24 protein-coding genes and 1 pseudogene are annotated in these 24,022 nt (G+C 39.2%); 19 read left to right on the forward strand and 6 right to left on the reverse strand.

Going from position 1 to position 24,022, the window contains the following annotated elements:
• Positions 1 to 189 precede the first annotated feature (189 nt).
• The gene (locus GYX26_RS00265) at positions 190 to 816 is read right to left on the reverse strand and encodes an STY0301 family protein (RefSeq protein WP_174827582.1); all 627 of its coding nucleotides are present in this window, start codon (positions 814 to 816) and stop codon (positions 190 to 192) included.
• A 114-nt stretch (positions 817 to 930) separates the two neighbouring features.
• Here GYX26_RS00265 and glnA point away from each other — a divergent pair, with 114 nt between their 5' ends.
• The 8 genes from glnA to GYX26_RS00305 all read left to right on the forward strand — a co-directional run bounded on the left by glnA (position 931) and on the right by GYX26_RS00305 (position 8,428).
• Positions 931 to 2,349 (forward strand): type I glutamate--ammonia ligase, encoded by a 1,419-nt coding sequence (gene glnA, locus GYX26_RS00270; protein ID WP_100091513.1) that lies wholly within the window; start codon positions 931 to 933, stop codon positions 2,347 to 2,349.
• A 391-nt stretch (positions 2,350 to 2,740) separates the two neighbouring features.
• Positions 2,741 to 4,240, forward strand: coding sequence for an exopolyphosphatase (gene ppx / locus GYX26_RS00275; protein WP_174827583.1), 1,500 nt, complete (start codon positions 2,741 to 2,743; stop codon positions 4,238 to 4,240).
• Positions 4,241 to 4,264: 24 nt separating this feature from the next.
• The gene (corA, locus tag GYX26_RS00280; RefSeq protein WP_174827584.1) at positions 4,265 to 5,341 is read left to right on the forward strand and encodes a magnesium/cobalt transporter CorA; all 1,077 of its coding nucleotides are present in this window, start codon (positions 4,265 to 4,267) and stop codon (positions 5,339 to 5,341) included.
• A gap of 97 nt (positions 5,342 to 5,438) precedes the next feature.
• Positions 5,439 to 5,609, forward strand: a complete 171-nt coding sequence (locus GYX26_RS11615) for a hypothetical protein (protein WP_370520821.1) — start codon at positions 5,439 to 5,441, stop codon at positions 5,607 to 5,609.
• A gap of 88 nt (positions 5,610 to 5,697) precedes the next feature.
• Entirely contained in the window at positions 5,698 to 6,030 is a 333-nt protein-coding gene (locus GYX26_RS11620) for a tyrosine-type recombinase/integrase (protein ID WP_370520825.1), read from the forward strand.
• A gap of 277 nt (positions 6,031 to 6,307) precedes the next feature.
• Positions 6,308 to 6,739 carry a hypothetical protein gene (locus tag GYX26_RS00295; RefSeq protein WP_174827585.1) on the forward strand — a complete coding sequence of 144 codons (432 nt, stop codon included), beginning with the start codon at positions 6,308 to 6,310 and terminating at the stop codon, positions 6,737 to 6,739.
• Between the two features lie 2 nt (positions 6,740 to 6,741).
• On the forward strand, positions 6,742 to 7,194 hold the full coding sequence (locus GYX26_RS00300; protein ID WP_174827586.1) for a MarR family winged helix-turn-helix transcriptional regulator: 453 nt from the start codon (positions 6,742 to 6,744) through the stop codon (positions 7,192 to 7,194).
• Positions 7,195 to 7,801: 607 nt separating this feature from the next.
• Positions 7,802 to 8,428 (forward strand): riboflavin synthase subunit alpha, encoded by a 627-nt coding sequence (locus GYX26_RS00305; protein WP_174827587.1) that lies wholly within the window; start codon positions 7,802 to 7,804, stop codon positions 8,426 to 8,428.
• 207 nt (positions 8,429 to 8,635) lie between these two features.
• On the opposite strand, the gene GYX26_RS00310 is transcribed toward GYX26_RS00305, so the two are convergent.
• The 4 genes from GYX26_RS00310 to GYX26_RS00325 all read right to left on the reverse strand — a co-directional run bounded on the left by GYX26_RS00310 (position 8,636) and on the right by GYX26_RS00325 (position 11,264).
• Positions 8,636 to 9,094, reverse strand: a complete 459-nt coding sequence (locus GYX26_RS00310; RefSeq protein ID WP_174827588.1) for a hypothetical protein — start codon at positions 9,092 to 9,094, stop codon at positions 8,636 to 8,638.
• Between the two features lie 150 nt (positions 9,095 to 9,244).
• The gene (locus tag GYX26_RS00315; RefSeq protein WP_174827589.1) at positions 9,245 to 9,676 is read right to left on the reverse strand and encodes a hypothetical protein; all 432 of its coding nucleotides are present in this window, start codon (positions 9,674 to 9,676) and stop codon (positions 9,245 to 9,247) included.
• Between the two features lie 515 nt (positions 9,677 to 10,191).
• The gene (locus GYX26_RS00320; protein WP_174827590.1) at positions 10,192 to 10,644 is read right to left on the reverse strand and encodes a hypothetical protein; all 453 of its coding nucleotides are present in this window, start codon (positions 10,642 to 10,644) and stop codon (positions 10,192 to 10,194) included.
• A gap of 194 nt (positions 10,645 to 10,838) precedes the next feature.
• Entirely contained in the window at positions 10,839 to 11,264 is a 426-nt protein-coding gene (locus tag GYX26_RS00325; protein ID WP_174827591.1) for a hypothetical protein, read from the reverse strand.
• A 453-nt stretch (positions 11,265 to 11,717) separates the two neighbouring features.
• Between GYX26_RS00325 and GYX26_RS00330 the strand changes: the two genes are divergently transcribed.
• The 8 genes and pseudogenes from GYX26_RS00330 to GYX26_RS00365 all read left to right on the forward strand — a co-directional run.
• Positions 11,718 to 12,176: a hypothetical protein gene (locus tag GYX26_RS00330; protein ID WP_174827592.1), complete on the forward strand. Its 459-nt coding sequence runs from the start codon at positions 11,718 to 11,720 to the stop codon at positions 12,174 to 12,176.
• Positions 12,177 to 12,446: 270 nt separating this feature from the next.
• A complete protein-coding gene (gene ribBA / locus GYX26_RS00335; protein WP_174827593.1) occupies positions 12,447 to 13,535 on the forward strand; it encodes a bifunctional 3,4-dihydroxy-2-butanone-4-phosphate synthase/GTP cyclohydrolase II in 1,089 nt (362 codons plus the stop codon).
• A gap of 153 nt (positions 13,536 to 13,688) precedes the next feature.
• Positions 13,689 to 14,585: a DMT family transporter gene (locus GYX26_RS00340; RefSeq protein ID WP_174827594.1), complete on the forward strand. Its 897-nt coding sequence runs from the start codon at positions 13,689 to 13,691 to the stop codon at positions 14,583 to 14,585.
• A gap of 131 nt (positions 14,586 to 14,716) precedes the next feature.
• Positions 14,717 to 15,169 carry a 6,7-dimethyl-8-ribityllumazine synthase gene (ribH, locus tag GYX26_RS00345; protein ID WP_174827595.1) on the forward strand — a complete coding sequence of 151 codons (453 nt, stop codon included), beginning with the start codon at positions 14,717 to 14,719 and terminating at the stop codon, positions 15,167 to 15,169.
• Between the two features lie 34 nt (positions 15,170 to 15,203).
• The gene (gene nusB, locus GYX26_RS00350) at positions 15,204 to 15,620 is read left to right on the forward strand and encodes a transcription antitermination factor NusB (RefSeq protein WP_100137032.1); all 417 of its coding nucleotides are present in this window, start codon (positions 15,204 to 15,206) and stop codon (positions 15,618 to 15,620) included.
• A gap of 245 nt (positions 15,621 to 15,865) precedes the next feature.
• Entirely contained in the window at positions 15,866 to 16,438 is a 573-nt protein-coding gene (locus GYX26_RS00355) for an RDD family protein (RefSeq protein WP_174827596.1), read from the forward strand.
• A 404-nt stretch (positions 16,439 to 16,842) separates the two neighbouring features.
• A complete protein-coding gene (locus GYX26_RS00360) occupies positions 16,843 to 17,436 on the forward strand; it encodes an RDD family protein (RefSeq protein WP_174827597.1) in 594 nt (197 codons plus the stop codon).
• 177 nt (positions 17,437 to 17,613) lie between these two features.
• Positions 17,614 to 17,911 (forward strand): annotated as a pseudogene (locus GYX26_RS00365) (dihydroxy-acid dehydratase); the annotation flags it as partial.
• A gap of 1,391 nt (positions 17,912 to 19,302) precedes the next feature.
• Here the strand turns inward: GYX26_RS00365 and GYX26_RS00370 are convergent.
• Positions 19,303 to 20,490, reverse strand: a complete 1,188-nt coding sequence (locus GYX26_RS00370) for an MFS transporter (protein WP_174827598.1) — start codon at positions 20,488 to 20,490, stop codon at positions 19,303 to 19,305.
• Between the two features lie 683 nt (positions 20,491 to 21,173).
• On the opposite strand from GYX26_RS00370, the gene GYX26_RS00375 reads away from it, so the two are divergent.
• From GYX26_RS00375 to GYX26_RS00385, 3 genes are all read left to right on the forward strand, one after another.
• Positions 21,174 to 21,659 carry an Lrp/AsnC family transcriptional regulator gene (locus GYX26_RS00375; protein WP_100090582.1) on the forward strand — a complete coding sequence of 162 codons (486 nt, stop codon included), beginning with the start codon at positions 21,174 to 21,176 and terminating at the stop codon, positions 21,657 to 21,659.
• 100 nt (positions 21,660 to 21,759) lie between these two features.
• The gene (locus tag GYX26_RS00380; protein ID WP_174827599.1) at positions 21,760 to 22,335 is read left to right on the forward strand and encodes a DUF1415 domain-containing protein; all 576 of its coding nucleotides are present in this window, start codon (positions 21,760 to 21,762) and stop codon (positions 22,333 to 22,335) included.
• Between the two features lie 224 nt (positions 22,336 to 22,559).
• A complete protein-coding gene (locus GYX26_RS00385) occupies positions 22,560 to 24,017 on the forward strand; it encodes a sodium:proton antiporter (RefSeq protein WP_174827600.1) in 1,458 nt (485 codons plus the stop codon).
• Positions 24,018 to 24,022: the final 5 nt, after the last annotated feature.

The following is a 24,022-nucleotide window of genomic DNA, read 5'->3' on the forward strand; positions in this document are numbered from 1 at the left end:
TTAATGAGATGAAGCAAACCAATAACAATTATAGCTGCCCACTGCCACGCATTCATTCAACCACCAAGCCTTTTCCCATACATCAGCAAATGCAAAGTAATCGCTTTGATTTACAGAAAAATAACCAGCTCAGACCAGCAATGAGTGCTATTTTCTTATCTACAAAAGTTAGTGAGCTATCAAACTCATCTATTCTACAACTTCAGTACTACATACCAGTTTTGCCAATGTGGCCTGATATTTATCCTGAGAATAAACTGCCCAACAAGTTTTCATTGACCGATCGATTTGCCTTGTTAACTCCACTTCATAATAGTTATATGAACAGCCAACCCAATTACCTCCATACGGATTATCATACTCACGGTTTACCTGCCAGCCCAATTGCTGTTTCTGGCCATTAATGATAACTGGATTAGGTTTGAGCACTGCTAAATCAACTGGTTTGCCACTATACACGCCCACGCCACTAAGAGATATTAAATCCTGTTTTTTCTCCGAAACATCCCAGCCTTCAGGCACTTGCTTCAAATCAGGTTTAGCATATATTACGGTTACTGACTTAGGGCAGACAATTTCATAAGCAATAGCTGATTGAGCTGCACCCAGACAAGTGAAAAACAATATTCCAGTGCTTAAAATTTTATCTTTCATTTTCATTATTCTTAATAAATGCTTTAACATTTTATCATCATAATCAGCATCGACAGAGAGCCATTTTTCTGACAGCAGCAGCATATAGTTCACAAAATCTGATATAAACTGGAATAAATATCCACAACAACATGTTTTTAAATAAATTAATTTAAAAGACATCCCAAAGCCGGCCTTTTTTTACATCAGTGCGTTTTTTTTGCAAAGCGATTGTGGCAGAATCAAGCTAACTTAAAGAGAGTACACTGCTCTCCAGACCTTAATGGGAGTCCTGAAATGTCAGTAAAAGATGTAGTAAGCCTGATTGAAGAAAACGAAGCCAAATTCATAGATTTGCGTTTTACCGATACAAAAGGCAAACAGCAGCATGTATCCGTACCAGCCCGAATTGTGCTGGAAGACCCTGAAGAATGGTTTGAAAATGGACAGGCTTTTGATGGTTCATCCATCGGTGGCTGGAAAGGGATTCAGGCATCTGATATGACTCTGAAACCAGATGCGTCTACAGCATTTATTGACCCTTTTTACGATGACACTACCGTGGTTTTAACCTGTGATGTCATCGACCCAGCCAATGGACAGGGTTACGATCGCGATCCTCGCTCCATCGCCAAGCGTGCCGAAGCTTATCTGAAATCCACCGGCATCGGTGACACCGCCTTCTTTGGTCCAGAACCAGAATTTTTCGTGTTTGACGGCGTAGAATGGCAAACCGACATGAGCGGCACCCGCTACAAAATTCATTCTGAAGAAGCAGCATGGTCTAGTGGCGAATCTTATGATGGCCAGAATACCGGTCATCGTCCGGGCGTTAAAGGCGGCTACTTCCCGGTTGCGCCAGTTGATTCCGGTCAGGATTTACGTTCAGCCTGCACCCAGACTTTAGAAGCCATTGGTATCCCGGTTGAAGTACATCATCATGAAGTGGCTACTGCCGGCCAGATGGAAATCGGCACCCGCTTCAACACACTGGTTCGCCGCGCAGACTGGACACAGGACATGAAATACGTGATTCAGAATGTAGCGCACAACTTTGGCAAAACCGCTACCTTTATGCCGAAACCCATTCTTGGAGACAATGGTTCCGGTATGCACGTGCATCAGTCTATCTGGAAAGACGGCCAAAACCTGTTTTCCGGCGATGGCTATGCTGGTCTGTCTGACTTAGCACTGTATTACATCGGCGGCATCATCAAACATGCCAAAGCACTGAATGCATTAACCAATCCGTCAACCAACTCCTACAAACGTCTGGTACCGCATTTTGAAGCACCAACCAAACTGGCCTACTCTGCCAAAAACCGTTCAGCTTCAATTCGCATTCCGTATGTAGCCAGCGCCAAAGCACGCCGCATCGAAGCACGCTTCCCGGATCCTACCGCCAACCCTTATCTGGCTTTCGCCGCATTGTTAATGGCCGGTCTGGATGGTATCCAGAACAAAATTCATCCGGGCGACCCATCAGATAAAAATCTGTACGACCTGCCACCAGAAGAAGATGCATTAGTACCAACCGTATGCGCATCTCTGGAGGAAGCACTGGAAGCACTGAAAGCTGACCATGAATTCCTTACCCGCGGTGGTGTATTCAGCCAAGACTGGATTGACAGCTACATCGAATTCAAGAGCGAAGATGTAAAATGCATCCGCATGGCGCCGCATCCGCTTGAATTTGAAATGTATTACAGCCTGTAATCAGCCATATTAGCATCAAGCTAACTCATCAGACCGTTCACTTCAGGATACAAGCCTAACCGGCACATTCATCCTGCCAGTGCAACGGTCTTATTCATATCTGCTTATGCGGCCTACCAATAAAATAAGCCTGTAGCAACTTATCTCCTGCTAGAATCTTTCAGCACAGGTATACAGAAAAAGCATATTCTTCCCAGTTCTGATGCTTTCTGTACAACTCAACATAAATTTTCCTAACACAACAATAACCCACATCATAGTAAAAATAGTAAAAACAGGCGGTTACTTGTGTATCATTCTCGCTATTGGCCTATCGCAGCACAGCCATTCATAGCAGTGATGCCAGCTATACGGTAACATTATACCTATCTGAAGCCGAAACAATTTCATTATGACCGCGCAAGACATGCTCGCCACCGTAGACCTGGGTTCCAACAGCTTTCGTCTCCAAATCTGTCACAACCAGAATGGCCATTTGCAAGTAGTAGATTCCATAAAGGAAATGGTGCGACTGGCCGCCGGACTGGATGAACAGAAGAAGCTCGACCAGGCCTCCCAGCAACGCGCATTAAACTGTCTGGCCAGATTCGGGGAAAGACTGCGTGGTTTTGAACCTGATCACGTACGGGTTGTTGCAACCAATACTTTCCGTGTAGCCAAAAATATCAGCCAGTTTATCCCACAGGCCGAAGAAAAACTGGGTTTTCCCATTGATATTATTGCCGGACGTGAAGAAGCACGCCTGATTTATACCGGTGTCGTCCATACTCTGCCGCCCAAGGGTGAAAATATGCTGGTAATCGATATCGGTGGAGGTTCAACTGAGTTTGTTATCGGACATGAATTACAACCAGCCATCACCGAAAGTCTCAGCCTGGGCTGCGTGTCCTACAGTATGCGTTTCTTTCCACGCGGTAAAATAAATAACAAAAATTTTCAGGCAGCCGTCAACAACGCCCGTGCCGAAATTCAGCGTATCTCAGTAGCACTAAAAAATATTGGCTGGGACTACGCCATCGGTACATCAGGTTCGGCACGTTCCATTCGCGATGTCATTGCTGCTGGCGATGAATCCATTGATGCCATCACTGCCGCCCAAATGCACAAAATTGCTAACCGCATTATCACTGCGGGCAGCACCAAAAAAGCTAAACTGGAAGGATTGAAATCAGACCGGATGGAAGTCTTTGCCGGCGGTCTGGCCGTCATGATTGCTGCTTTTGCCGAGCTGAACATCAGCGAAATGACCGTAACCGATGCGGCACTGCGTGATGGCGTATTTTACGACATGATCGGACGACAACTGGGCGACGACATGCGCAACCAAACTATCGCCGACTTTCAGAAACGCTACCATGTCGACACCATTCAGGCGCAAAGAGTCGCCAGTCTGGCACAAATGATATTCAACCATCTAACCTCCGCCATTACCCCGGTTCATCTGGAACAGTGGCAACAATACGTACGCTGGGCGGCACAACTACACGAAATTGGCCTGGACATTTCCCATACCGGCTTTCACAAACACGCCGCCTATATTCTTGATCAGGCTGATATGCCCGGTTTTTCCCGCAAAGAACAGCACATTCTCGCCACCATGGTACTGGGGCAACGCGGAGACCTGCGTAAAATTGCCGAATTCACCCAGCAGGAAATGCTGTGGCTAGGCATACTTTCACTACGACTGGCTGCATTATTCTGCCGAGCACGGCAGGATATTCAGATACCGGTAAACCATTGTGACATCCATTACCACAAAGGCGATAAACAATTGATTATCAGCATCAGCGCAGAATGGTTAAAACACAATCCGCTTACCGCAAGTGCCTTATTGCAGGAATCTGCTTTATGGCACAAAATTGGCTTACAGTTAGAAATCAAGGCTATCTAAACCGTATTTAGTCAAGGATGTCATATGAGTACACCGCCACGCATTTCCAGTAATAAACAGGCTCAACTACATAACCTGCCCAGTCTGGCACATCGCAGCAATGTCAACAATATGCCGGCACAATCACTGACTATTACCCAGATTACATCCAGACAACTACTCACTCACAGCTATACCGGTGCCGATATATGCTGTGGAAACATACCAGCCCCTACAAAAGACAGGCTTATCTGGATTCATCTGATCGGAATTACCGATAATGAGCAGCTACACCAGTTATTACAAACATTTAACATCCATGAACTGGCCATGGAAGACATCCTGAGTCGCAAACAGCGCCCGAAAATCGAAAATTACGGACATTATCTGTTTGTGGCCGCTCGTGTTTTTGCCTATAAAAAACAGAAACTGCAATACAACCAGATTTACATCATCATCGGGCAAAACTACATCATCACCTTCCAGTTCGAACCACTTGGATTACTGCAAGTGATCCGCGAATACATCCAGTACAATTACAGCGACATCTACCACAAAGGCATTGATTTTCTCGCTTATTCATTACTGGATCGCATTGTCGATGATTACTTCGTTACAGTAGATGAATTTGATAATCGCGTCGAAGGTTTAGACAAACAATTATTTAGCAACAGCAACAAAAACCTGTTGGTTTCCATCCACCAATTGAAACGCGATGCCATCAACTTGCGGCGTACTCTGTCACCCATTCGAGATATTGTCGGCCGTATCGTACACAATGAGTTTCCCCTGTTCAGCAAAGACATTCACGTCTATTTACTTGATGTTTACGACCATACCCAGCAACTAATGGAAACCCTTGACAGCGCACGCGATACTGTAATGGGCATGATGGATGTACATTTATCCTACCAGTCCAACCACCTCAATGAACAAATGCGCATGCTCACCGTGTTCACCATTATCGTAATGCCACTGAATGTCTTAACCGGCATATATGGCATGAACTTTGACAACATGCCTGAACTGCACTGGCACTATAGTTACTATGTAGTACTTGGCCTAATGGTCACCATCATCATTACCATGATAGCATATTTCCACAGGCGCCACTGGTTATAACCATTGGTAATTTCTATAAAAATAAACAATCTTCACAGAAAGAAAGTAATTGACATATAAACACACATATCAAAAGTAATTCCATCATACCTACACCATGTCTACCGCAAGGTGCGCAACATCAATTCGCCATGCCGGTACTAATTACCAAAGCATTAGCAAACTTCGTGGTAATGTACATGGTGGCAATTTACTCAGACTGCTGGATCAGATAACCTATACCAGTCGCTATTCTGACGAATATTATGCAAGCCTTATCACTGGCTAGGATTGAATTACAAACTAGATGCGTTATAGAGTGGCAATTACTTACCATGGAGAACCTGAGTAAAACAGCAGGAGATAGATGAGAAGAAATAGACTTTGATAATAAACTATGGAATATCCCATCAGAACGTATGAAATTGAATAGATCTCATACCATACCATTATCAAAACAAGTATTATTCATATTAAACATAATGAAATCTATTAGTGAAAGTAGAACACATCTGAATAGCAGTACCACTAATATGATATTGAAATGTATGGACTTCACAGATAGGTTAGTCGCTCATGGACTTAGAGCATTAGCTGGTACCATTTTAAATGAGCAAGACTTTGACTATGATTTTATAGAAGCATCATCAGGCCACACAAATATTAATACAATAAGACGAACCTATAATTGCGCTACTTATTTAGAATAAAGACGCATTATGCTTAAATTGGTAGGGCGATTTTATCGAGCAAGCTAGGAATGTGTAGGGAGCCTCCCGATTTTTATATATTCACGATGAACTTTCAAGGTTTACAAACTAGTGATAATATTGGAAAAATCTTTATTACTTATTAATTAATAAAAATAAATTTTATCACATTTTGGTTGCCGGTGACAGAATTGCAACAGGTAGGACAATATTAAGTTGACACATTTAGTTAGTGTACTTATTATAAGTCAACTAATTAAATAAACAAGGGTCATATATGAAAAAAATTTCTATCTCTTTTGAGCTCCCAACTGTGTCCATGCCATACGAAATCTGGCCATATTTTACTGATTTTTCATTAAGAAAACTTTGGGAAACAGATCTTGAAGAATTCACTATAACAGGAGAAATGAAAAGTGGAGTAAATGGTATATTTAAACTGGAAAACATGCCAGCAATGAAAGTCATATTATCTACAGTGTTAATTAATAAGGAATTTACGGAAAGATTTGATATTCCTGATATTGGGGTCTTGTTTTTTTCTCACCAAATAATCGAATATTCAGATAACAAATATGCTATAAAAGCTGTAATTGAATTAGAACCGACAGTGAAATTACCAAATAAAGTTTGTTGTGATTTTTTAAAGAATATTTCAAATGATATTATAGATAAAGCATTTTTATTAAAAGAACTGGTAGAAAAATAAGTATGTCTAAAGATAACAGGTTTGCATCTCAATTTAAACATGATTCGTCAGAATCTATCGGTTTTGTATTTATGAAGACCTATGCTGCTTGGCATAGCTTAATAAAAAATAGTTTGAAACAGTATTCAATAACGCATCCACAATTTATTATTCTTACTACTCTGGCATATCTTTCAGAACATTTTGATGAAGTTACACAAGTAACTTTATCTCAACATGCTAATATTGATGTTGTTACAGTATCACAAATCTTAGATAATTTAGAAAAAAAAATATTAGTTAATAGAATTACTTCAATAAAGGATAGTAGAGCCAAATCTATTCAATTAACAGATAATGGGTATATTATGGTTAATAAAACCGCTCCATTAGTAGAAAAAATAGATAATCAATTTTTTTCTTGTTTAGGTGAAGATATTTTCTATTTTCATAAAATGTTATTAAAACTGTCATGACATTATAGAGTAGATTAAACTTTGATAACTATCTACCTACCAGCAATAATCAATTTAAATATTATTTAATCAGTAACCCTCTCATTGTAATATCATATGAGGTATAGGAGTAGTAAATCTGTATAGCTCAATAGCCAAGAGTCCACCTGTTCTCATTTCAGTGCAAAACAACGAAATGAAAATATTGGAATGACAATACATATTCAAATAACAAAATCACAGATAACTATTTGTTAAATTCTACCGAACAGCAAATAGTAACATTATCCGTAAATCCAGTAATATTCAAAACAACTGTGCTGAAATAATAGTTATTGGCATGGTGGTGGACACTGTAATACAGGATAGCCTGTGCTTTTACCTGAATACCTACTTTTAGGAAGGAGGTATATCCTACATGATTGACTAAGGCGTGGGGTTAATGAGGTGGTTCAAATGAATGGTTGCCGTTGGTAAAATGGCAAGCCCACAGTATACTATCACCGTGCATCGGCAGTGCAGAACAGGTATACCTTTTTCAGGAAGACACTATTCGCAAGCAAGCACGCTTACAGGCTGTGAAAAGTAGGCACACACAACATCTGTTCATTATTGAAAGTAGAAATAAATGTTTACAGGCATCGTTCAGGGTTTAGGTATCGTCACCGCCATCAATGAGCACCATCAGCTACGTACACTACAGGTGCGCCTGCCTCAAGGCACCAGTGACAACCTTTGTATTGGCGCATCCATCGCCAATAATGGCTGCTGCCTCACCATTACTGCCATCAAGGGCGATGAAGTATGTTTCGATGTAATGGCAGAAAGTCTGGCTAAAACCAATCTGGGACAACTCCAAGTGGGCGACGCAGTGAATATTGAACGTGCAGCACGTTATGGTGATGAAATTGGCGGCCATGTTATGAGCGGTCATATTTTCACCACCACCACCATCAGCCGGATTGAAGACAGCCCGCACAATCGTACCATCTGGTTTAACCTCCCGGATAACGCCAAACCCTATATCCTCACCAAAGGCTTTATTGGCCTCAATGGTTGCAGTCTTACCATCGGAGATGTAACCGAAACTGAATTTAATGTACATCTGATTCCCGAAACCATGAACCGAACCCTGTTTGGAAGCTGCCAGGTAAATGATTGCATTAATCTGGAAATCGATGCACAAACGCAAGCAATTGTTGATACTGTGCAAAAATACATGCAACAGCATGTAGCTAAATCAACTATTAATTAATTTCCGAATCTGTTTACCACGGCTGGGCAACACCGTGGTTCCACCATATAATTTTTATAATCAAATCAATTAGAAAATTATCATATAACTCACATCTTAACAATGTAACATGCATAGAATAGGCTATATTAATAAATTGGGTGATAAGCATTAAAAACACTTAGTAAACAACATCTCTCATGCGGAACTGAACGGGTGACTTACCTTCTAACATTGACTGATTTCATCACTAGTCCTGTTCCAAAAATACCAGCCAGTAAGGTATATTGACAATATTACAGCTGGCAAAATTAACAACCCAATTCCGAAAGCTAACGATCCAAACAACAGACAGAATATAGCATTAGGTATGCCACAGCAGCAGCCAATAGCAACCATGATTTTTAGATATCCGTTTGAACAAATATCAAATAACCATCCATATATCATAATAAAAAATATTATTGTTGCGAAAAAAGCCAATATCCCTAAGGTAAAACAAAATGCTTGATTGGTATTCATTTCTTCTGGCATAGGGAGAATATGCAAAAATCTTAAGAAAGGGAAACTTATGCCATTATATTCACCTACAATCCCGATAAAAAAGCAGGGAGACCCTAGAAAAAAAGCATTTAAAGAGAATATAAAACGGCGTACAAATGCTTCTGCAGTATATCCTTTTCTCATATCTAATTCCTTTTAAGCTTTAAATTAATTCAGAATCCGATATACAAATAAAATATTCGAACCCAATATAGATTTAGATAATTTTTATTAACAACAACTATAGTCACATCTTGTACTATTAAGGATACTTATAACTAAAATTTTATAATTTCAATGACCAAGCTTAATCTTCATTTTCAACGCAGGTTTAACTTCAGGTTGATATTTTGCCCCTCCCCTTAAATACCAGCGAACCAAATAACAAGCCAATATATCCAAAGGCAAAACAAAAATACCTAAAAGAAAAACAATACTAAATATCACATGTGGAATGGCACAAAGCGTAGCAATGATAATAATGGTATTAAAGAAAAAATTTGATTTACAATTCAATATCCAGCCAAAAATCATTAATACAAGTACAATTAATATAAAACAAGCTGTTAAAAACCAGATAGTAGTACCATCAAATTCTTGGAAGCGACTTTCCTTATATAACATACTAATATAGTAGCCAATACAATATACTGAAGCATTAGTAAGTAATACGCCAAACGCAAGTAGTAAACGAGAAAAAAATACAGTTGATTTGAAGTAATTCATCACACCTCCCGCTGTTTTCGTTATTATACATTATTTTTACAAAAATAAACAAATAATAATTTAAAATTTCGATTTTATATGCATATTTTGTCTTTATTTATCATTTTAATTTAATCTTTCTGTCCAAACAAAATAAAATTTGCCTTCATAAAAAATTTAGACTATTTGCCAATTATAGGACTATCTCATTAAATAAAAGGTAAATACAATGGATGCAAAACTAGCCCACCGAATAAAAACCAAGATAGTTGGGGCAAATTACCAAGCTTTATAAACAAGTTGGTTATTAAAACTGCCTAAAATACCAGAATACCTAAGCATCTTAATTATAAAAAGAACCAGAAAAACAAAATAGCGATAGCCATAATAGCTATAATAAAAAACAACTATCAGCAAGAAACATAAACTAGCATTAGCCATTCTTCGCAGTAGTGAGTGCTATTTTATACCTCAGCAGGTAAAAAACAGCTGGCAAACAGTATTTGTGATGCAGAACAAAATCAATTAACCCCCTATCAATATTGATCTATTACATCATCAGGTCTGCTCTTAAAATACCAGACTGCCAGATAGCAAGCCAACAATGTTGCCGGCAAAATTAATAAACCAACTCCCATAAGCATACTGCCAATTGTCAGGCATACAAAAGCATTAGGTAAACCACAGCAACAACCAATAACAACAAGAACTTTTAGAAAACGATTAGAAGAAACATTAAATATCCACCCGAACATCATAATTAATAATATTACTGTTGCAAAGAAAGCCATCACACCCAGTGTAAAATAAAAAATATCGCTATTATCCATGTATTCAGGCATCGGAAGAATGCGCAAAAAACGTAAAACTGGAAAAGCTTTTCCATCTCCTACAATTCCGATAAAGAAACATGGTGAACCGATAATCAAGGAACCTAGACATATCAAAAAACGTTTTACAAATGTGGTATTGGTATATTCTTTTTCCATATCGACTTCCATTTAAATATGTATGTTAACTTAAAGAATCGTTTATCAAAGATAATACATAAACTAAACATAGCTTCAGATAATTTTTTTATATAAAATGATTTTAATTACATCTCATACTATTAAAGACTTTTAGGTTTTAAAAGTTATAACTTCAAATGCAAGCTTTTATCTGCATCAAGTATAAATTCGAATTAGCCTAGCTTAATCTTCATTTTCAACGCAGGTTTAGGTTCAGATACATAAGGTTGCCAACCTTTCAAATACCAATACACCAAATAGCAGGCTAATATATCCAGAGGTAAGATTACTATTCCAGACAAATTAATAAAACTGATCACTACATGGGGAATAGCACAACATGTCCCTGTAATAACCATGACTTTAAAAAATAAATTTGGTTTAACATTAACTATCCAACCGATTATCATTATAATAATAATGACCGATGCCAAATACGCTGACCAGCACCATAGTAAATGTGAAATTTTTTCATTCTTATCAACAAGATTTAAAATAACAAAATAGATAAAAATCCAAAAGGGAGCAACAGTTATAAACAATGCAAAAATTGAAAAAGCTAAACGAGAAAAAAATATTGATGATTTAAAATAATTCATAATGCCGCCCATTGCTTTCTTTTTAACACACATTAATTTACATTAATATACAAATTATAATTTTAATAGTCAATAATTTCTTTAGCTATTTCAATATACCTTTATCGTCGCCAAGTTTATTTTTCTTAAACAAATAAAATTAAATTCATATTTCTAAATTACATTATTTCACTTATATATCAAATTTATAATATAACAATTGCCTTTTATCAACAGCCCTATGTGCAGCAATATAAAACTATCTCCATTTTACCGCACACAATTATTTGTAAGCATTTAGTTGTCTAGCTAATTTATATTACTCTACATAAATTATTAACTTTTGTAAATTTATGAAAACTTAGTTATAATAAAGATGAACCTTGTAATATCAAATACAACCTTTAAACTTTACTTTTTGATTCTTAAATCAGCAAATTTTGATTAGGTTTATCTATATAAGAGAGAATAAGTATGGTAAAAGAATATACTGGTGCAGTTTTCTTATGGCGTATGGTGTGCTCTTTTTTCATTTTAGTTATTAGTGCATGGCCTATGCTACTGGCACTCTTTGCTGCTGGCGGACAAATGCCAATTTTAAGGTTAATTAAAGTATTTACCGACGATATAACACTAAATTCAGATGATATTTTATCAATCATGGCCTTTTTTGCCATATTGATACTTTTAATCATGATAATCGGCTGGATTTTTAATGTTACATCTAATCTGTTCTTAAAAATACTGGTTGTTATTGGCTGTATTTGTGGCATACCTAACACAATCATATCTCTGATACTATTTATCGGCGGCGGCTTTCTGATTCTGCCAGCAGCAATTTTGGCCGTATATCTTACTAACTGGTATTTCAAAGGTGGTGCAGATTATCCCATTGAGCAGAAGCCTAATATTATTCTGAAAATAAAAGCCTGATAACTATTTCCCTCTCCTCCTGATAAACCACAATGCAGTAATAGTGCTTTTATAGAACACAGCAATCTAGCTGACATTAATTTATAAGTTATTCATGGGTTTCTATTTCTATAGCCTGAATTTGAATATCTGATAAAAGCGAAAAATCAGAATTAATCGATAACCAATATTTTAAATATACAAGTATCAGCCTTTTGATAAAAGCAAGCTACCGCCACCAATCCAGAGTAAAATAGTGTTTATTTTGCCAAGAGAGCGCTGTTTACTATCATGAGTATTGCTACCATTCCAGAAATCATTGCCGATATCAAAGCCGGCAAAATGGTTATTCTTACCGATGCGGAAGACCGTGAAAACGAAGGCGATTTAATTATGGCCGCGCAGTTTGTCACGCCTGAAGCCATCAATTTCATGATTAAATACGCTCGCGGACTGGTTTGTCTGCCTCTGGAAGAAGAAATTGTCGACCGCCTGCGTTTACCGCTGATGACCCAGAATAATGGCGCCCAGTATGGCACCAACTTTACCGTTTCCATTGAAGCAGCACATGGGATCACTACGGGTATCTCAGCCGCAGACCGTGCCCATACCGTACAGGCAGCCGTATCCCCTACTGCCAGAGCAGAGGATATTGTTCAGCCCGGCCATATTTTTCCATTACGCTCGCAAAAAGGCGGTGTTCTGGTGCGCACCGGACATACCGAAGCCAGTGTTGATTTAGCCAAACTGGCCGGTTTGACTCCGGCTGCGGTTATCTGCGAAATCATCAATGACGATGGTACTATGGCACGCATGCCGGAACTAATGCTTTTTGCAGAAAAGCATGGAATTAAAATCGGTACCATTGCCGATTTGATTGAGTACCGCAGCCGCCATGAAAGCCTGATAGAAGAACTCGGTGTCAATAATATCCATACGACATGGGGTGATTTCACTCAGCACGTGTATGTAGATCAATTATCGGGTGAAACCCATCTGGCGCTGGTGAAAGGCAATCCGGCAAACGCCGGAGAAGTGCTGGTACGGGTACATGAACCATTTAGTGCCATGGATTTTCTGCAACCAGATCAACTGCACACCTGGCCACTACCTGAAGCCATGGCACGCATACAGCAGGCTGATGCCGGCGTAATCATTCTGATGCACCGCACTGAAACAGGTGCCACCCTGCTCGACCGCACCTTACCCAAAGGTGCACACCAGGCCAGACAATGGGATAGTAAAACCTATGGTATTGGCGCGCAGATACTGGCCGGCCTGCAAGTAAAACGCATGCGGGTTATGGGCAAGCCTTCAGCCTTTACCGGCCTGAACGGATTTGGCCTTGAAGTAACCGGATTTGAAGAGCCAGCCAGATAATATTTCTTTACTAAACAAGTATATATTTTAGTAGAATAATTGTCATACAATACGCCCCCTCAGGCTGTCTGAATTATGTGATGTTACCGGATTAGGACATTACATATTTTCCGACAGCCTATTGTAATGGCTGCTTTTCAAGGATGGTATCTAATGCAACTGACCCCACAAAAATGGGCTGCTTCCGGTTTAACTTTTGGCTGCGTTGTATTCGGGCTTGGTAGCTTGATTGTCAAATTTGTCTCCATTGGTTCCTATGCTATTGCCTTATGGCGCGTATTGATTGGTGGGATTGTTTTTCTGTTCCTCAGCCGGCATTTTGGACAAAAATTACCGACAAGCGGCAAAGCAAAACGTTTTTGCATTCTTTCCGGCGTATTTTTAGGCTTTGATCTGGCATTCTGGCATGAAAGCATTCACGCCGTGGGCCCGGGGATTTCTACTCTGCTCAACAGCATGCAGATATTTTTTCTGGCTGCAATTGCATGGTTTTTCTTTGGCGAACGTCAGAGTAAACTGCAACTATTCAGCATGCTGCTGTCTGTAATCGGCATTTTACTGATTGCCCATCCAGAACTCAGACATAATACCCATGGCGGATACGGTATCTTTATCGGCTTAATCTCCGGCGCAGCCATGGCTGCTTCCATGGCCTGTATCCGGCAGGCACATCAGGCAGAACCGGTTTCATTATTTCCATTGATGCTACTGGTAAGCGTTGGTGCAGTCGGTACCTTAATTGTGCCAAGCATATTGATTGATTCAAGCCATTTCTGGCCGACGAATATGGCAGATGTACTTATGGTCATGATATATGGTGTGGTTATGCAGTGCTTTGCCTGGGGATTGATTGCTTATGCAGTGCCGCTACTGTCGTTAACTTTAACTGGTCTGTTATTATTAAGTGAGCCGGTAGCTGCCATTTTGATTGATTATTTTTTTCTTAACAAACCGATTAATACAGTGCAGTGGACTGGCACCGCACTAACCTTGCTGGCCATATATCTGGGGTCACTCAAGCCCAGAAGCAGCCAGAAAAAAACCGCCTAAACATTCCACGCTATCGACAAATTCGGTAAAATCAGGATGCTAAACATTGGCGCTTGAATGCTCACTATAAAAGCATTTTATTCTGGCTTATATACCACGCCAATAGCATAACTGAAGAAAAAGGAAATCAAATGAATACCATCACCCCAGAACACAATGGTTCTGGCCTGCGCATAGGCATCGTACAGGCCCGTTTCACTAATCCAATTGGTGCTCAACTGGTTAAAGCCTGTACTGAACGTTTGGTAAAACTGGGGGTTAAGGATAGCGATATTACGCTGGCCACAGTGCCCGGGGCATTAGAAGTACCGCTGGTATTGCAAAGCATGGCACGCAGCGGCAAATTTGACGCATTAGTAGCCATCGGCGTAGTTATCCGCGGTGAAACCTATCATTTCGAACTGGTATCCAATGAAGCAGCCGCTGGCGTATCTCGTGTCAGTCTGGATCACCAGATACCAATTGCCAATGCCATCCTCACCACTGAAAACGATGCTCAGGCACTGGCACGTATGTACAACAAGGGCAGCGAAGCAGCAGTGGTAGCGGTAGAAATGGCTAATCTGCTCAAAGCCCAATATTGATTATTTACCTAACAAGGACATTGTATACATGTCAATGATTACCCCACGTCGCCGTGCACGTCAGTTTGCCGTACAGGCGCTGTATCAGGCACAGCTGAACAAAGAAGAATCAGCAGCCATTATTGCGCAGAATATCCGTGACAATGAATATTTTGCCAAGGCAGACAGTGAGTTGTTTACCCAGATATTTTTTGGTGCCTATAACAACCAGCGCGACTACATGAAACGCATCCGTCCCCTGCTCGACCGGCATGAAGATGAACTCAATCCGGTAGAACGGGCGGTACTGTTAATGGCCTGCCATGAACTGTCAGCTATGCCGGAAACGCCACATCCCGTGATTATTAACGAAGCTATTGAAATCACCAAAACCTTCGGTGGTACAGACGGCTATAAATTTATCAATGGCATTCTGGATAAGCTCTCAGCAGAATTGCGTGCTTCCTCATAAAGAAACTGGCACCCCAAAAGTGAAAACAGACAGGTTGATTGACCAACCTGTCTGTTTTTTTCAACCACAATCAAAAATATATATTTTATTTTATATTTTATTTCATCAAAAATCAGTATTGCAGGATATTCATCATTTATTTACAATAAAACATCTTTTATTACATATGTTATCAAAATACTGATATGCAAAAACAATACCGTATCAAATCAAGCACATCAAGTTCTGATCAATACATAGAATCTATGCCGGCATTGGCAGATGGAAAACTGGAGCTGGCCACACCTGCCTATCGCCTGTGTGCAATCACCATCAATCAGCTCTTTCAATATATCATTTTTTTGCCTATATCTATCTATTCACTATCAGCATTATTTGAAGCTATGGAGGAAGAGTATGATTCAGATGAGTTAACAGAGTTTTTTCTGGACTGGCTTACACTACCGCAAACGCTGACTATAATCTGTTTAACGATAATGGCACTGATTATTTTTACCGCATGGCAAATAAACTGGATGACTAAATATGGTCAGTCTATAGGTAAACGCATGCTAAATCTCAGGGTAATCAGAACCAATGGTGATAATCCCGGCTTTGTACGCAATGTGATTTTGCGCGAAATCGTATATCAGTTAATAGTAGTAATAATAGGTTCATTGACTTTAGGTATTGGTTATTTTGTCTTTATGTTTTTTCCGGCTATGGTATTTATTAATAAATGGCAGCGACGAACATTACCGGATTTTCTGGCTGATACAATAGTTGTCAGAGATAAAATTTCTGAGAAGTCTATAAAAGTTAAGATCCCCAAACGTTAATCAGATATTCTGATTGTAGGTGTTACGGTATTGTTACTAAGCCTATATAGGATATTTAATACTCAGTATGGATAGCAAATCAATAGTTCGGGCAAGTAAACATTTAATCGTCCAATAGAAAACCGGTTAATTTGAATAATAAAAGTTGCTATTCATCAAACACCACCAACCAATAACTGTAACGTAATTATTTATACTCTATCGAAAAACTGATAAGAGTATTAAAAATAGGAGCTGAATATTGATTACAAAAAAATTATAGAATTGATCAGCAATATTCCTTAAAATATTTAACAGTATTTTTTATAGTTTCATGCATACCAATTGAAGCAGAAAGAACCATTACTGTAACAATTAAAGTTATTTATGCAATCTTCATCAACTAATTTTTAGAAAAATCAACTATGTCTAATACCCAAGAAAACTTTTCAACAAATAATCATCAATATGACCATACAACAGATAGGGAAATGGAAGTTGAACTTGCCAGCCCCTGGAACAGAATTAGCGCATATATTATTAACAGTCTATTGTTAACTTTGGCTGCCCTTATTGGCATGATACTCTCTCTTATTTTTGTTAAATTTGTCTTACGATCTGAGTCTAAAGATATTGTAGTTCTAAGTTTAATAATTTGCATTTCTATATCTCTATTAATCTATGCTATCTTTCAATTTATACAAATGAGCAAAACCGGACAATCTTTTGGCAAACGCCTGATGGGTATTAAAGTTATTGGCATTGACGGACAAAATCCGGGATTTGTTGGTACTGTATTACTGCGTGAAGGTGTCTTTAATATAATTGCCGAAATTATTTCAGTTACTTTTGTAGCTATATTTGTTCACTTATTTAATTTTCCCGAGATAGCTACTGAATTGTTATTTGCTTATCTGCTTCCGTTCATTTGCCTGATTATGCTTTTTCGAAAAAGTACAAATCAACGTACTCTTCAGGATTATTTAGCCAGGACAATAGTTATAAAAGCGGAGAAATAGTCATATAGATAATACATATCAACATATACTATCTCGAAAAAATAAATCTAGGCTTACACTGGAAATTTGTTGGCAGAATTACTGTAATTAAAAGTCAGCCTTGAGTTTACAAATATCAATGGTCTGCATATGCCGGTGCGCGTGTACTATGCCGCGTAACTGGCGCTGCCGATTAGGATACTGCCCACCCATGCTTTACGTAAAGAACCGTTTCTCGAAGCTGGACGGCGTATTGTTGAATTAGCCAAACGCTATTATAAACAAAGATGATAGCATTATCCTCCCCCGCAGCATTGCCATCTAGGCTGCGTTTAATAATGCCATGAGTCCGGATGTTGCTATGGGCGATTTTACCATTATGGTATTGCACCTGCTCGCCGCAGCTACCGAAGCTGGGGTTAATTTCAAAATAGCCGATATCGACCAGTTAAGCCAGCATGTACCTTGTCTGTGTGAAGTTGCACCAGCTACGCAGTAATATTATATGGAAGATGGGCAGTATCCATGCAGAACTGGGAAAGTGCGATAAGTAAATTTATTATAGAATTTAGTAACAGAATTAACAGTTATCTATAAAAGCAAAATATACAAAATCTGGGATAGATTCAATTATGGTAAACACACAACAACATTCAGACTCAAATAATAATCAATCTAAGTTGTTTATGACTGAATCCCGTAGCTCAGTCGCAGTCGAATTAGCTTCTCCGTGGAGGAGAATTACAACATACCTAATTAATAAAGCAATATATTATTCTATTATTTTTATAGATTTGCGCGTATATAACGCAACATTTGATTTTGAATCTGAGGTCTTAGGGCAAAATATTATACGACGTTCTGAATTATTGGAATGGCCTTTCACACGAATATAGGTTAAGTCAACCACTATAATCTGCCGTTTGGCGCCCACATCAACCTGACGTCGTAAACGATTAGCTATTGCCTGCCGTCTGATTTCCTTGATAACGTTTAACCATATACTTTGATATCAATAATAGCGCCCTCATTGCCCGAACAATGGTAACGTCGAGAAACACTGATGCTGCTTTGTTGTAAGGCAAAACGAATTCGCCTGGATCCATATGATTGATAGCTGCGATTAAAAATAGTCAATATTTTATCGGCGTAATCGGCGGCCGATTTCTGTTTTGTTGCTTTGCACGGATAATAGACTTAATGCCTGCATATCCCTAAGCAGCGACATAATGCCACTACTGCATAACGATGCTGGTTTGCTTTCAGGATTTTGATTTTCGCCCCATTATCAGTGCAGCCTGCTTTAGGATATCGTTTTCCAGATGCCTAAGCCAAATTAAGCAATCACTGTCATCATTAAATCTATTTAATTCGGATAGAGGAAAGGTGTTTGGTAATCTATTACTAGACACATGTTTCAATACATTTAATCTTCAACACTCACTGAGTAAAAAAGGTGCTCGTATACCAATACTATATCCGAAGCAACATTTAAAAGCATTAAAACAGAATTTGTTAAAGGGGAAAATTCGTGACAACCGGAGAACTACAACAAGCCTTTGCGGTTCAAGCTTATTGGTGCAATCACAAACGGTTACATTCATCGTTAGTCTATTTGCCTGCCGCGGAATTTAACCAACGACTATTCCTTAATGTTGTTGTTTGAATATGTGCTGCCATGCCACGTGATGTATAAAGCCAACCCAATATAGATAGCTCGCTCACTGCCTGTTAATAGCCAGACGAAGCACAGAACATAGAGATCAATTTGGGTAACTCGGCGTAGTTACGCCAATTAAGCTATTTAGACTTCAAACAATATAAACTAATTCTGCAAACCGGCAAAATAAAACACCACTTTGCAATGGTGTTTTATGGTATTTCAGTTCATCCTTTTTTGCGCATTAACATCCCGCCAATCAATATAGCCAACAATTGTGCGCTAATCAGGGTAACAGCGGTCATAAACCAGCCACCGCTCTCAAAAGCATGGCCACAAAGCAGAGAACCAGCAAAACCACCAGCATAATAACACATGTAATACAGGCCGGAAGCCAGTGAACGCCCTTCAGTAACATTGGCAGATATATAAGTGATGGTGGAAGATTGCGTAATGAAAATCCCACTACTCATAATAGCAAGTGCCAATACAATCAACCATAACGGATGCAACAAGGTTAATAATACCCCGATAATAGACAAACTCATTGCAATTAAAACCGTGAGATTGGTACCAAATTTTATGATTAAACGTGCCGATAGTGGTGTAATAACCATTCCGATTAAATACACAGTAAATATATTGGCTAATTGCGAGCTGGAAAGATTATAGGGCGGCTGGTCAAGATAGAGATTGATGTAGGTAAAACAGCCAACCAGAGAAAACAGTACGCAAAATCCCAGTGCACTGGCAGCCAGAACATAGCGGTTATGTAAATGGTGCCAGAGAGTAATCAATGCTGTTGATACTTGCGGTTTGGCTTCAAATTTTTGCGATGCCGGCAGATTACGCCAAACCAAGATAGCTCCAACCACGCTGATAACACCCATTACCATAAATGCATGCCGCCAGCCCATAAATTCGGTCAGGTATCCCATCAAAAACCGGCCAAGAAAACCACCCAGCACCGTACCGGAAACATAAAAACTCATCAGCCTGATGCGCGCATTACCGGAAAACTCCTCGCCTATATAAGCCAGCAGAACCACAGTTATGCCAGGAACAGCCAGCCCCTGTGCAAAGCGCAACCACCATAATAGACTGATACTGTGAACAAAAGATAACGCAAGAGTAGGAATAGCAATAAAAACAATTGAACCTACAATAAAAACTTTTCGTCCGAATGCATCCGATATCATACCTAAAAACGGAGACATAAATGCCACAGCCAGAATGGTGGCTCCTACTGTAGAACCAATCGCAGCGGCACTTGCCTGAAATTCCTGCATCAATACAGGCAAAATAGACTGAACAGAATAAACCTGAACAAAAGCCAGAGCACCGGTCACCAGTACGGTGATAATTAAGGCCAGATTCAGTCTGGTTTTAACAGAAACTATAGAGGAGTTGGACATAATCAACTAAAACCATTCATTATCATTCTTCAATTACCTGATGTGATTTAAATAATTGAGGCTCTGATATTATCAATCATATTTTTTACATGAGTTAATTTTTGTGTAGCACTGATTATACCCCTTATCGGCGTTGTTGCTTTTCTGGTTTGCGACAATTAAAAAACCAAATAATTTAATCTTTTTATTAAAAAAAATACTTTAATTATTTCTAGCTATACAATATACACAAAAAGTGAATGAGTTTTGTTATTTGAGAGGGTTAGTCATAAAGCATAGTAGCCGCATTCAGTTATTTTTATATGCAATTCAATCATTTGAATAATTTATATGTATAGCTGATATAGCTATATTTAATTGCTATCTTAAATAATATTATTTTAATAATTGCTTTTGGTACTTGTTTTCAGTGTAAACTGAAAACAAGTTAGAGCATAAATACTGTACAACTTTAAAATGGAATATGTATTTCCAGTGAAAACAGATTGTTATCAGCAATTTTTATCTAATTAAGAGAGCTAGATAAACAAAAATCATTTAGAATAACTAGTATTAAATTTAGATTAATGTCAAAATAACATTGATTTTTGTAATTATGTGCAATTTTACAATATAAACCTACTTTATTTATTTATCTCCGCCAGTAGCATTAACGCGGTAGTAAATCCCAGGATCCTTGCATTATGGCAATAAGTTTTTTAGATAAAACCGACCTTAAAATCCTGCAAGTTTTACAAGACAACGGTCGTCTTAGCAACGTTGAACTATCCGAACGAGTAGCTTTATCGCCCTCGCCTTGTTTGCGCCGGTTAAAACAACTGGAAGAATCTGGTATTATCCGCCGCTATGCAGCCCTGCTAGACCCGTGTAATGTTGCACTTGGTTTACAGGCATTTATCCGTGTACGTGTTAATAAAAGCAAGCAATCCCGAGATGAATTTACTCTGGCAGTACAACATTGGCCACAAGTGTTAAACTGTTTTGCACTTACTGGCGAAACAGATTATATTCTTCAGGCATTTTTCTCCGATATGAATGCTTTTTCCTATTTTGTACTTGAAACACTATTGGCCACACCTGGAGTGGAAGATGCCAGATCCAGTTTTGTGTTAAAAGAAATCAAGGCTACTACTTCATTACCGCTAGAGCATTTGGATATCAGCCAATAGCAGCAATAAGAAGCGCAATAGCATGATTGATAGCAATTTTATCCATTCATCGATTCAAGCCAGACTGCTGTATCTGCAATCTCAGGCGCAATAAGGGTTTATGACTGTAATTTCTAATGCTGATGAAAATATTATTGCAGCCTGTCGCCACTGGCTGGAACAGGCTGTTATCGGCCTGAATCTTTGCCCATTTGCCCGAAAGCCCTACAATTTAAACAGGCTTCGATTTACGCTTAGTCATGCCAGACATCTGGATGCATTTCTCGAATTACTCGAACAGGAAATCCTGCTGTTGCTGCAAACCCCAGCAATTGAAATTGAAACCACTTTAGTAATTGAGCCACAACTATTCACTGATTTTGATGTTTTTCTGGATGCGGCAACACTAGCAGAGCAGGTACTACAGGATGTTAATGCAGATGGCACCATACAGATAGCCCCCTTCCACCCTGATTTTCAATTTGCCGATGAACCACATAATGACATCAGTAATTATACCAATCGCAGTCCCTATCCTATTTTGCACCTGATTCGGGAAAGCAGTATTGAACAGGCTGTTGCCGCATTTCCTGACGCTGCAACCATTTATGAACGCAATAAAGCACTATTACGCCAGATGGGTGCTGAAGGCTGGGCAAAGTTGGGAATAGAATATCCGATGCGAAAACAAAAATAGCATTAAGCTGTAGCACAAGAACACATCAGGCTTTGGTCGAATATTTACTTATCTACAAAATCACAGCAACTTATATTTTTACATTTATAAAGTGTAGCTAATAACATAATACCCTTAGCCCTCAATCATCTTCAATAACAGCTATTCAAACCAGCAAGCAATTCTTCAACCTTGTATGGTTTTATTGTTAAAATCACTGCTGTTTAAATAAAATAGAATATAGAATGCCGCCGGTTAAATCTCATTATTTACAGCCAGCCATTTCATTGTTACGCCAGAATGGTCAAATATTACAGTTGATAGCCGTAGTCATCTGTATTTCTACTCCCTTACCTGCGCTGGCTGCCAGTCTGCCTGTTAGAGAATTAAGCCTGTGGTGGTGTATTCCCTTTGCCGGTACGCTGCTATCCATTGCTGTGTGCCCAATTCTGCTGCCAAATCTATGGCATTCACATAGCGGTAAAATTATTACTCTCTGGTGTGGTTTATTTCTGCTACCTCTAAGCTGGCACTATGGTGTATCAACCAGTATTTCTCTCACAGTACATGCGTTACTAGAGGAATATATTCCTTTTATACTTTTGTTGCTGGCGTTATATACCCTGTCTGGCGGCATTGTAATTCAGAACATTGGCACTGGCAGTGTCAGACTGAATGTTTCACTTCTGGCTACAGGTACGTTGCTGGCTGGCCTGATGGGAACAACCGGCGCAGCCATGCTGCTTATCCGGCCATTATTGCGTGCCAACGCACAACGGCATCATCGTACTCATGTTGTCGTATTTTTTATTTTTCTGGTAGCTAATATTGGTGGCGGATTAACGCCACTTGGCGATCCGCCGCTATTTCTGGGCTTTCTGAAAGGCGTTGGTTTTCAATGGACCTTAGGCCATATGTTATTACCAGTGCTGGTTAATACTCTGGTTTTACTGTTGCTATTCTTTTGTATTGATTCCTATTTATGGCACCATGAACCAAAAGCCACATTGATAGCACAACAAACCACACCCTCGTTAACTATTCAGGGCAAGGCTAATCTGGTGCTATTGCTTGCCGTAACAGGCGTAATCCTGTTTTCAGGCATATGCAAAAATACACCTGTGTGGCATGTTTACGGAATTGAGATTAGTCTGCTCGCATGGTTACGTGATGGTTTACTGCTAATAATTACCTTATGTGGACTGAAATTAACACCACCCAAGTTGCGTCAGCAAAATGACTTCAATTGGGCGCCGATGCGGGAAGTGGCTAAACTGTTTATCGGGATTTTCATTACCATTGTACCCGTGATGGCGATACTGCAACTAGGCGTAGCGGGCGATTTTCGGGCACTGGTACAACTGATTCAGCACAATGGTGAACCGGTAAATGCACTCTATTTCTGGATGAGCGGGCTCTTGTCGGGCTTTCTGGATAATGCGCCGACCTATCTGGTGTTTTTTAATCTTGCCGGTGGTGATGCAGAGCAACTAATGCAGTACTTTCCTAAAACATTACTGGCTATTTCCATGGGGTCAGTATTTATGGGCGCGCTCAGTTATATTGGTAATGCACCCAATCTCATGATAAAAGCCATTGCCGAGCAACAATGTATTACCATGCCAGGCTTTTTTGGCTACATGGTATGGTCTACAGTTGTGCTTATCCCGCTATTTTTGCTGGATACATTACTGTTTTTTTAATTTAT

This window comes from Snodgrassella sp. ESL0253 (assembly GCF_013344965.1).
In the GTDB taxonomy this organism is placed as follows: Bacteria; Pseudomonadota; Gammaproteobacteria; order Burkholderiales; family Neisseriaceae; genus Snodgrassella; species Snodgrassella alvi_B.

Bases quoted from the DNA above. Each gene is read 5' to 3' on its own strand.
- GYX26_RS00265 (WP_174827582.1), bottom strand. From the start codon at position 816: ATGTCTTTTAAATTAATTTATTTAAAAACATGTTGTTGTGGATATTTA.
- glnA (WP_100091513.1), top strand. From the start codon at position 931: ATGTCAGTAAAAGATGTAGTAAGCCTGATTGAAGAAAACGAAGCCAAA.
- ppx (WP_174827583.1), top strand. From the start codon at position 2,741: ATGACCGCGCAAGACATGCTCGCCACCGTAGACCTGGGTTCCAACAGC.
- corA (WP_174827584.1), top strand. From the start codon at position 4,265: ATGAGTACACCGCCACGCATTTCCAGTAATAAACAGGCTCAACTACAT.
- GYX26_RS11615 (WP_370520821.1), top strand. From the start codon at position 5,439: ATGTCTACCGCAAGGTGCGCAACATCAATTCGCCATGCCGGTACTAAT.
- GYX26_RS00295 (WP_174827585.1), top strand. From the start codon at position 6,308: ATGAAAAAAATTTCTATCTCTTTTGAGCTCCCAACTGTGTCCATGCCA.
- GYX26_RS00300 (WP_174827586.1), top strand. From the start codon at position 6,742: ATGTCTAAAGATAACAGGTTTGCATCTCAATTTAAACATGATTCGTCA.
- GYX26_RS00305 (WP_174827587.1), top strand. From the start codon at position 7,802: ATGTTTACAGGCATCGTTCAGGGTTTAGGTATCGTCACCGCCATCAAT.
- GYX26_RS00310 (WP_174827588.1), bottom strand. From the start codon at position 9,094: ATGAGAAAAGGATATACTGCAGAAGCATTTGTACGCCGTTTTATATTC.
- GYX26_RS00315 (WP_174827589.1), bottom strand. From the start codon at position 9,676: ATGAATTACTTCAAATCAACTGTATTTTTTTCTCGTTTACTACTTGCG.
- GYX26_RS00320 (WP_174827590.1), bottom strand. From the start codon at position 10,644: ATGGAAAAAGAATATACCAATACCACATTTGTAAAACGTTTTTTGATA.
- GYX26_RS00325 (WP_174827591.1), bottom strand. From the start codon at position 11,264: ATGAATTATTTTAAATCATCAATATTTTTTTCTCGTTTAGCTTTTTCA.
- GYX26_RS00330 (WP_174827592.1), top strand. From the start codon at position 11,718: ATGGTAAAAGAATATACTGGTGCAGTTTTCTTATGGCGTATGGTGTGC.
- ribBA (WP_174827593.1), top strand. From the start codon at position 12,447: ATGAGTATTGCTACCATTCCAGAAATCATTGCCGATATCAAAGCCGGC.
- GYX26_RS00340 (WP_174827594.1), top strand. From the start codon at position 13,689: ATGCAACTGACCCCACAAAAATGGGCTGCTTCCGGTTTAACTTTTGGC.
- ribH (WP_174827595.1), top strand. From the start codon at position 14,717: ATGAATACCATCACCCCAGAACACAATGGTTCTGGCCTGCGCATAGGC.
- nusB (WP_100137032.1), top strand. From the start codon at position 15,204: ATGATTACCCCACGTCGCCGTGCACGTCAGTTTGCCGTACAGGCGCTG.
- GYX26_RS00355 (WP_174827596.1), top strand. From the start codon at position 15,866: ATGCCGGCATTGGCAGATGGAAAACTGGAGCTGGCCACACCTGCCTAT.
- GYX26_RS00360 (WP_174827597.1), top strand. From the start codon at position 16,843: ATGTCTAATACCCAAGAAAACTTTTCAACAAATAATCATCAATATGAC.
- GYX26_RS00370 (WP_174827598.1), bottom strand. From the start codon at position 20,490: ATGTCCAACTCCTCTATAGTTTCTGTTAAAACCAGACTGAATCTGGCC.
- GYX26_RS00375 (WP_100090582.1), top strand. From the start codon at position 21,174: ATGGCAATAAGTTTTTTAGATAAAACCGACCTTAAAATCCTGCAAGTT.
- GYX26_RS00380 (WP_174827599.1), top strand. From the start codon at position 21,760: ATGACTGTAATTTCTAATGCTGATGAAAATATTATTGCAGCCTGTCGC.
- GYX26_RS00385 (WP_174827600.1), top strand. From the start codon at position 22,560: ATGCCGCCGGTTAAATCTCATTATTTACAGCCAGCCATTTCATTGTTA.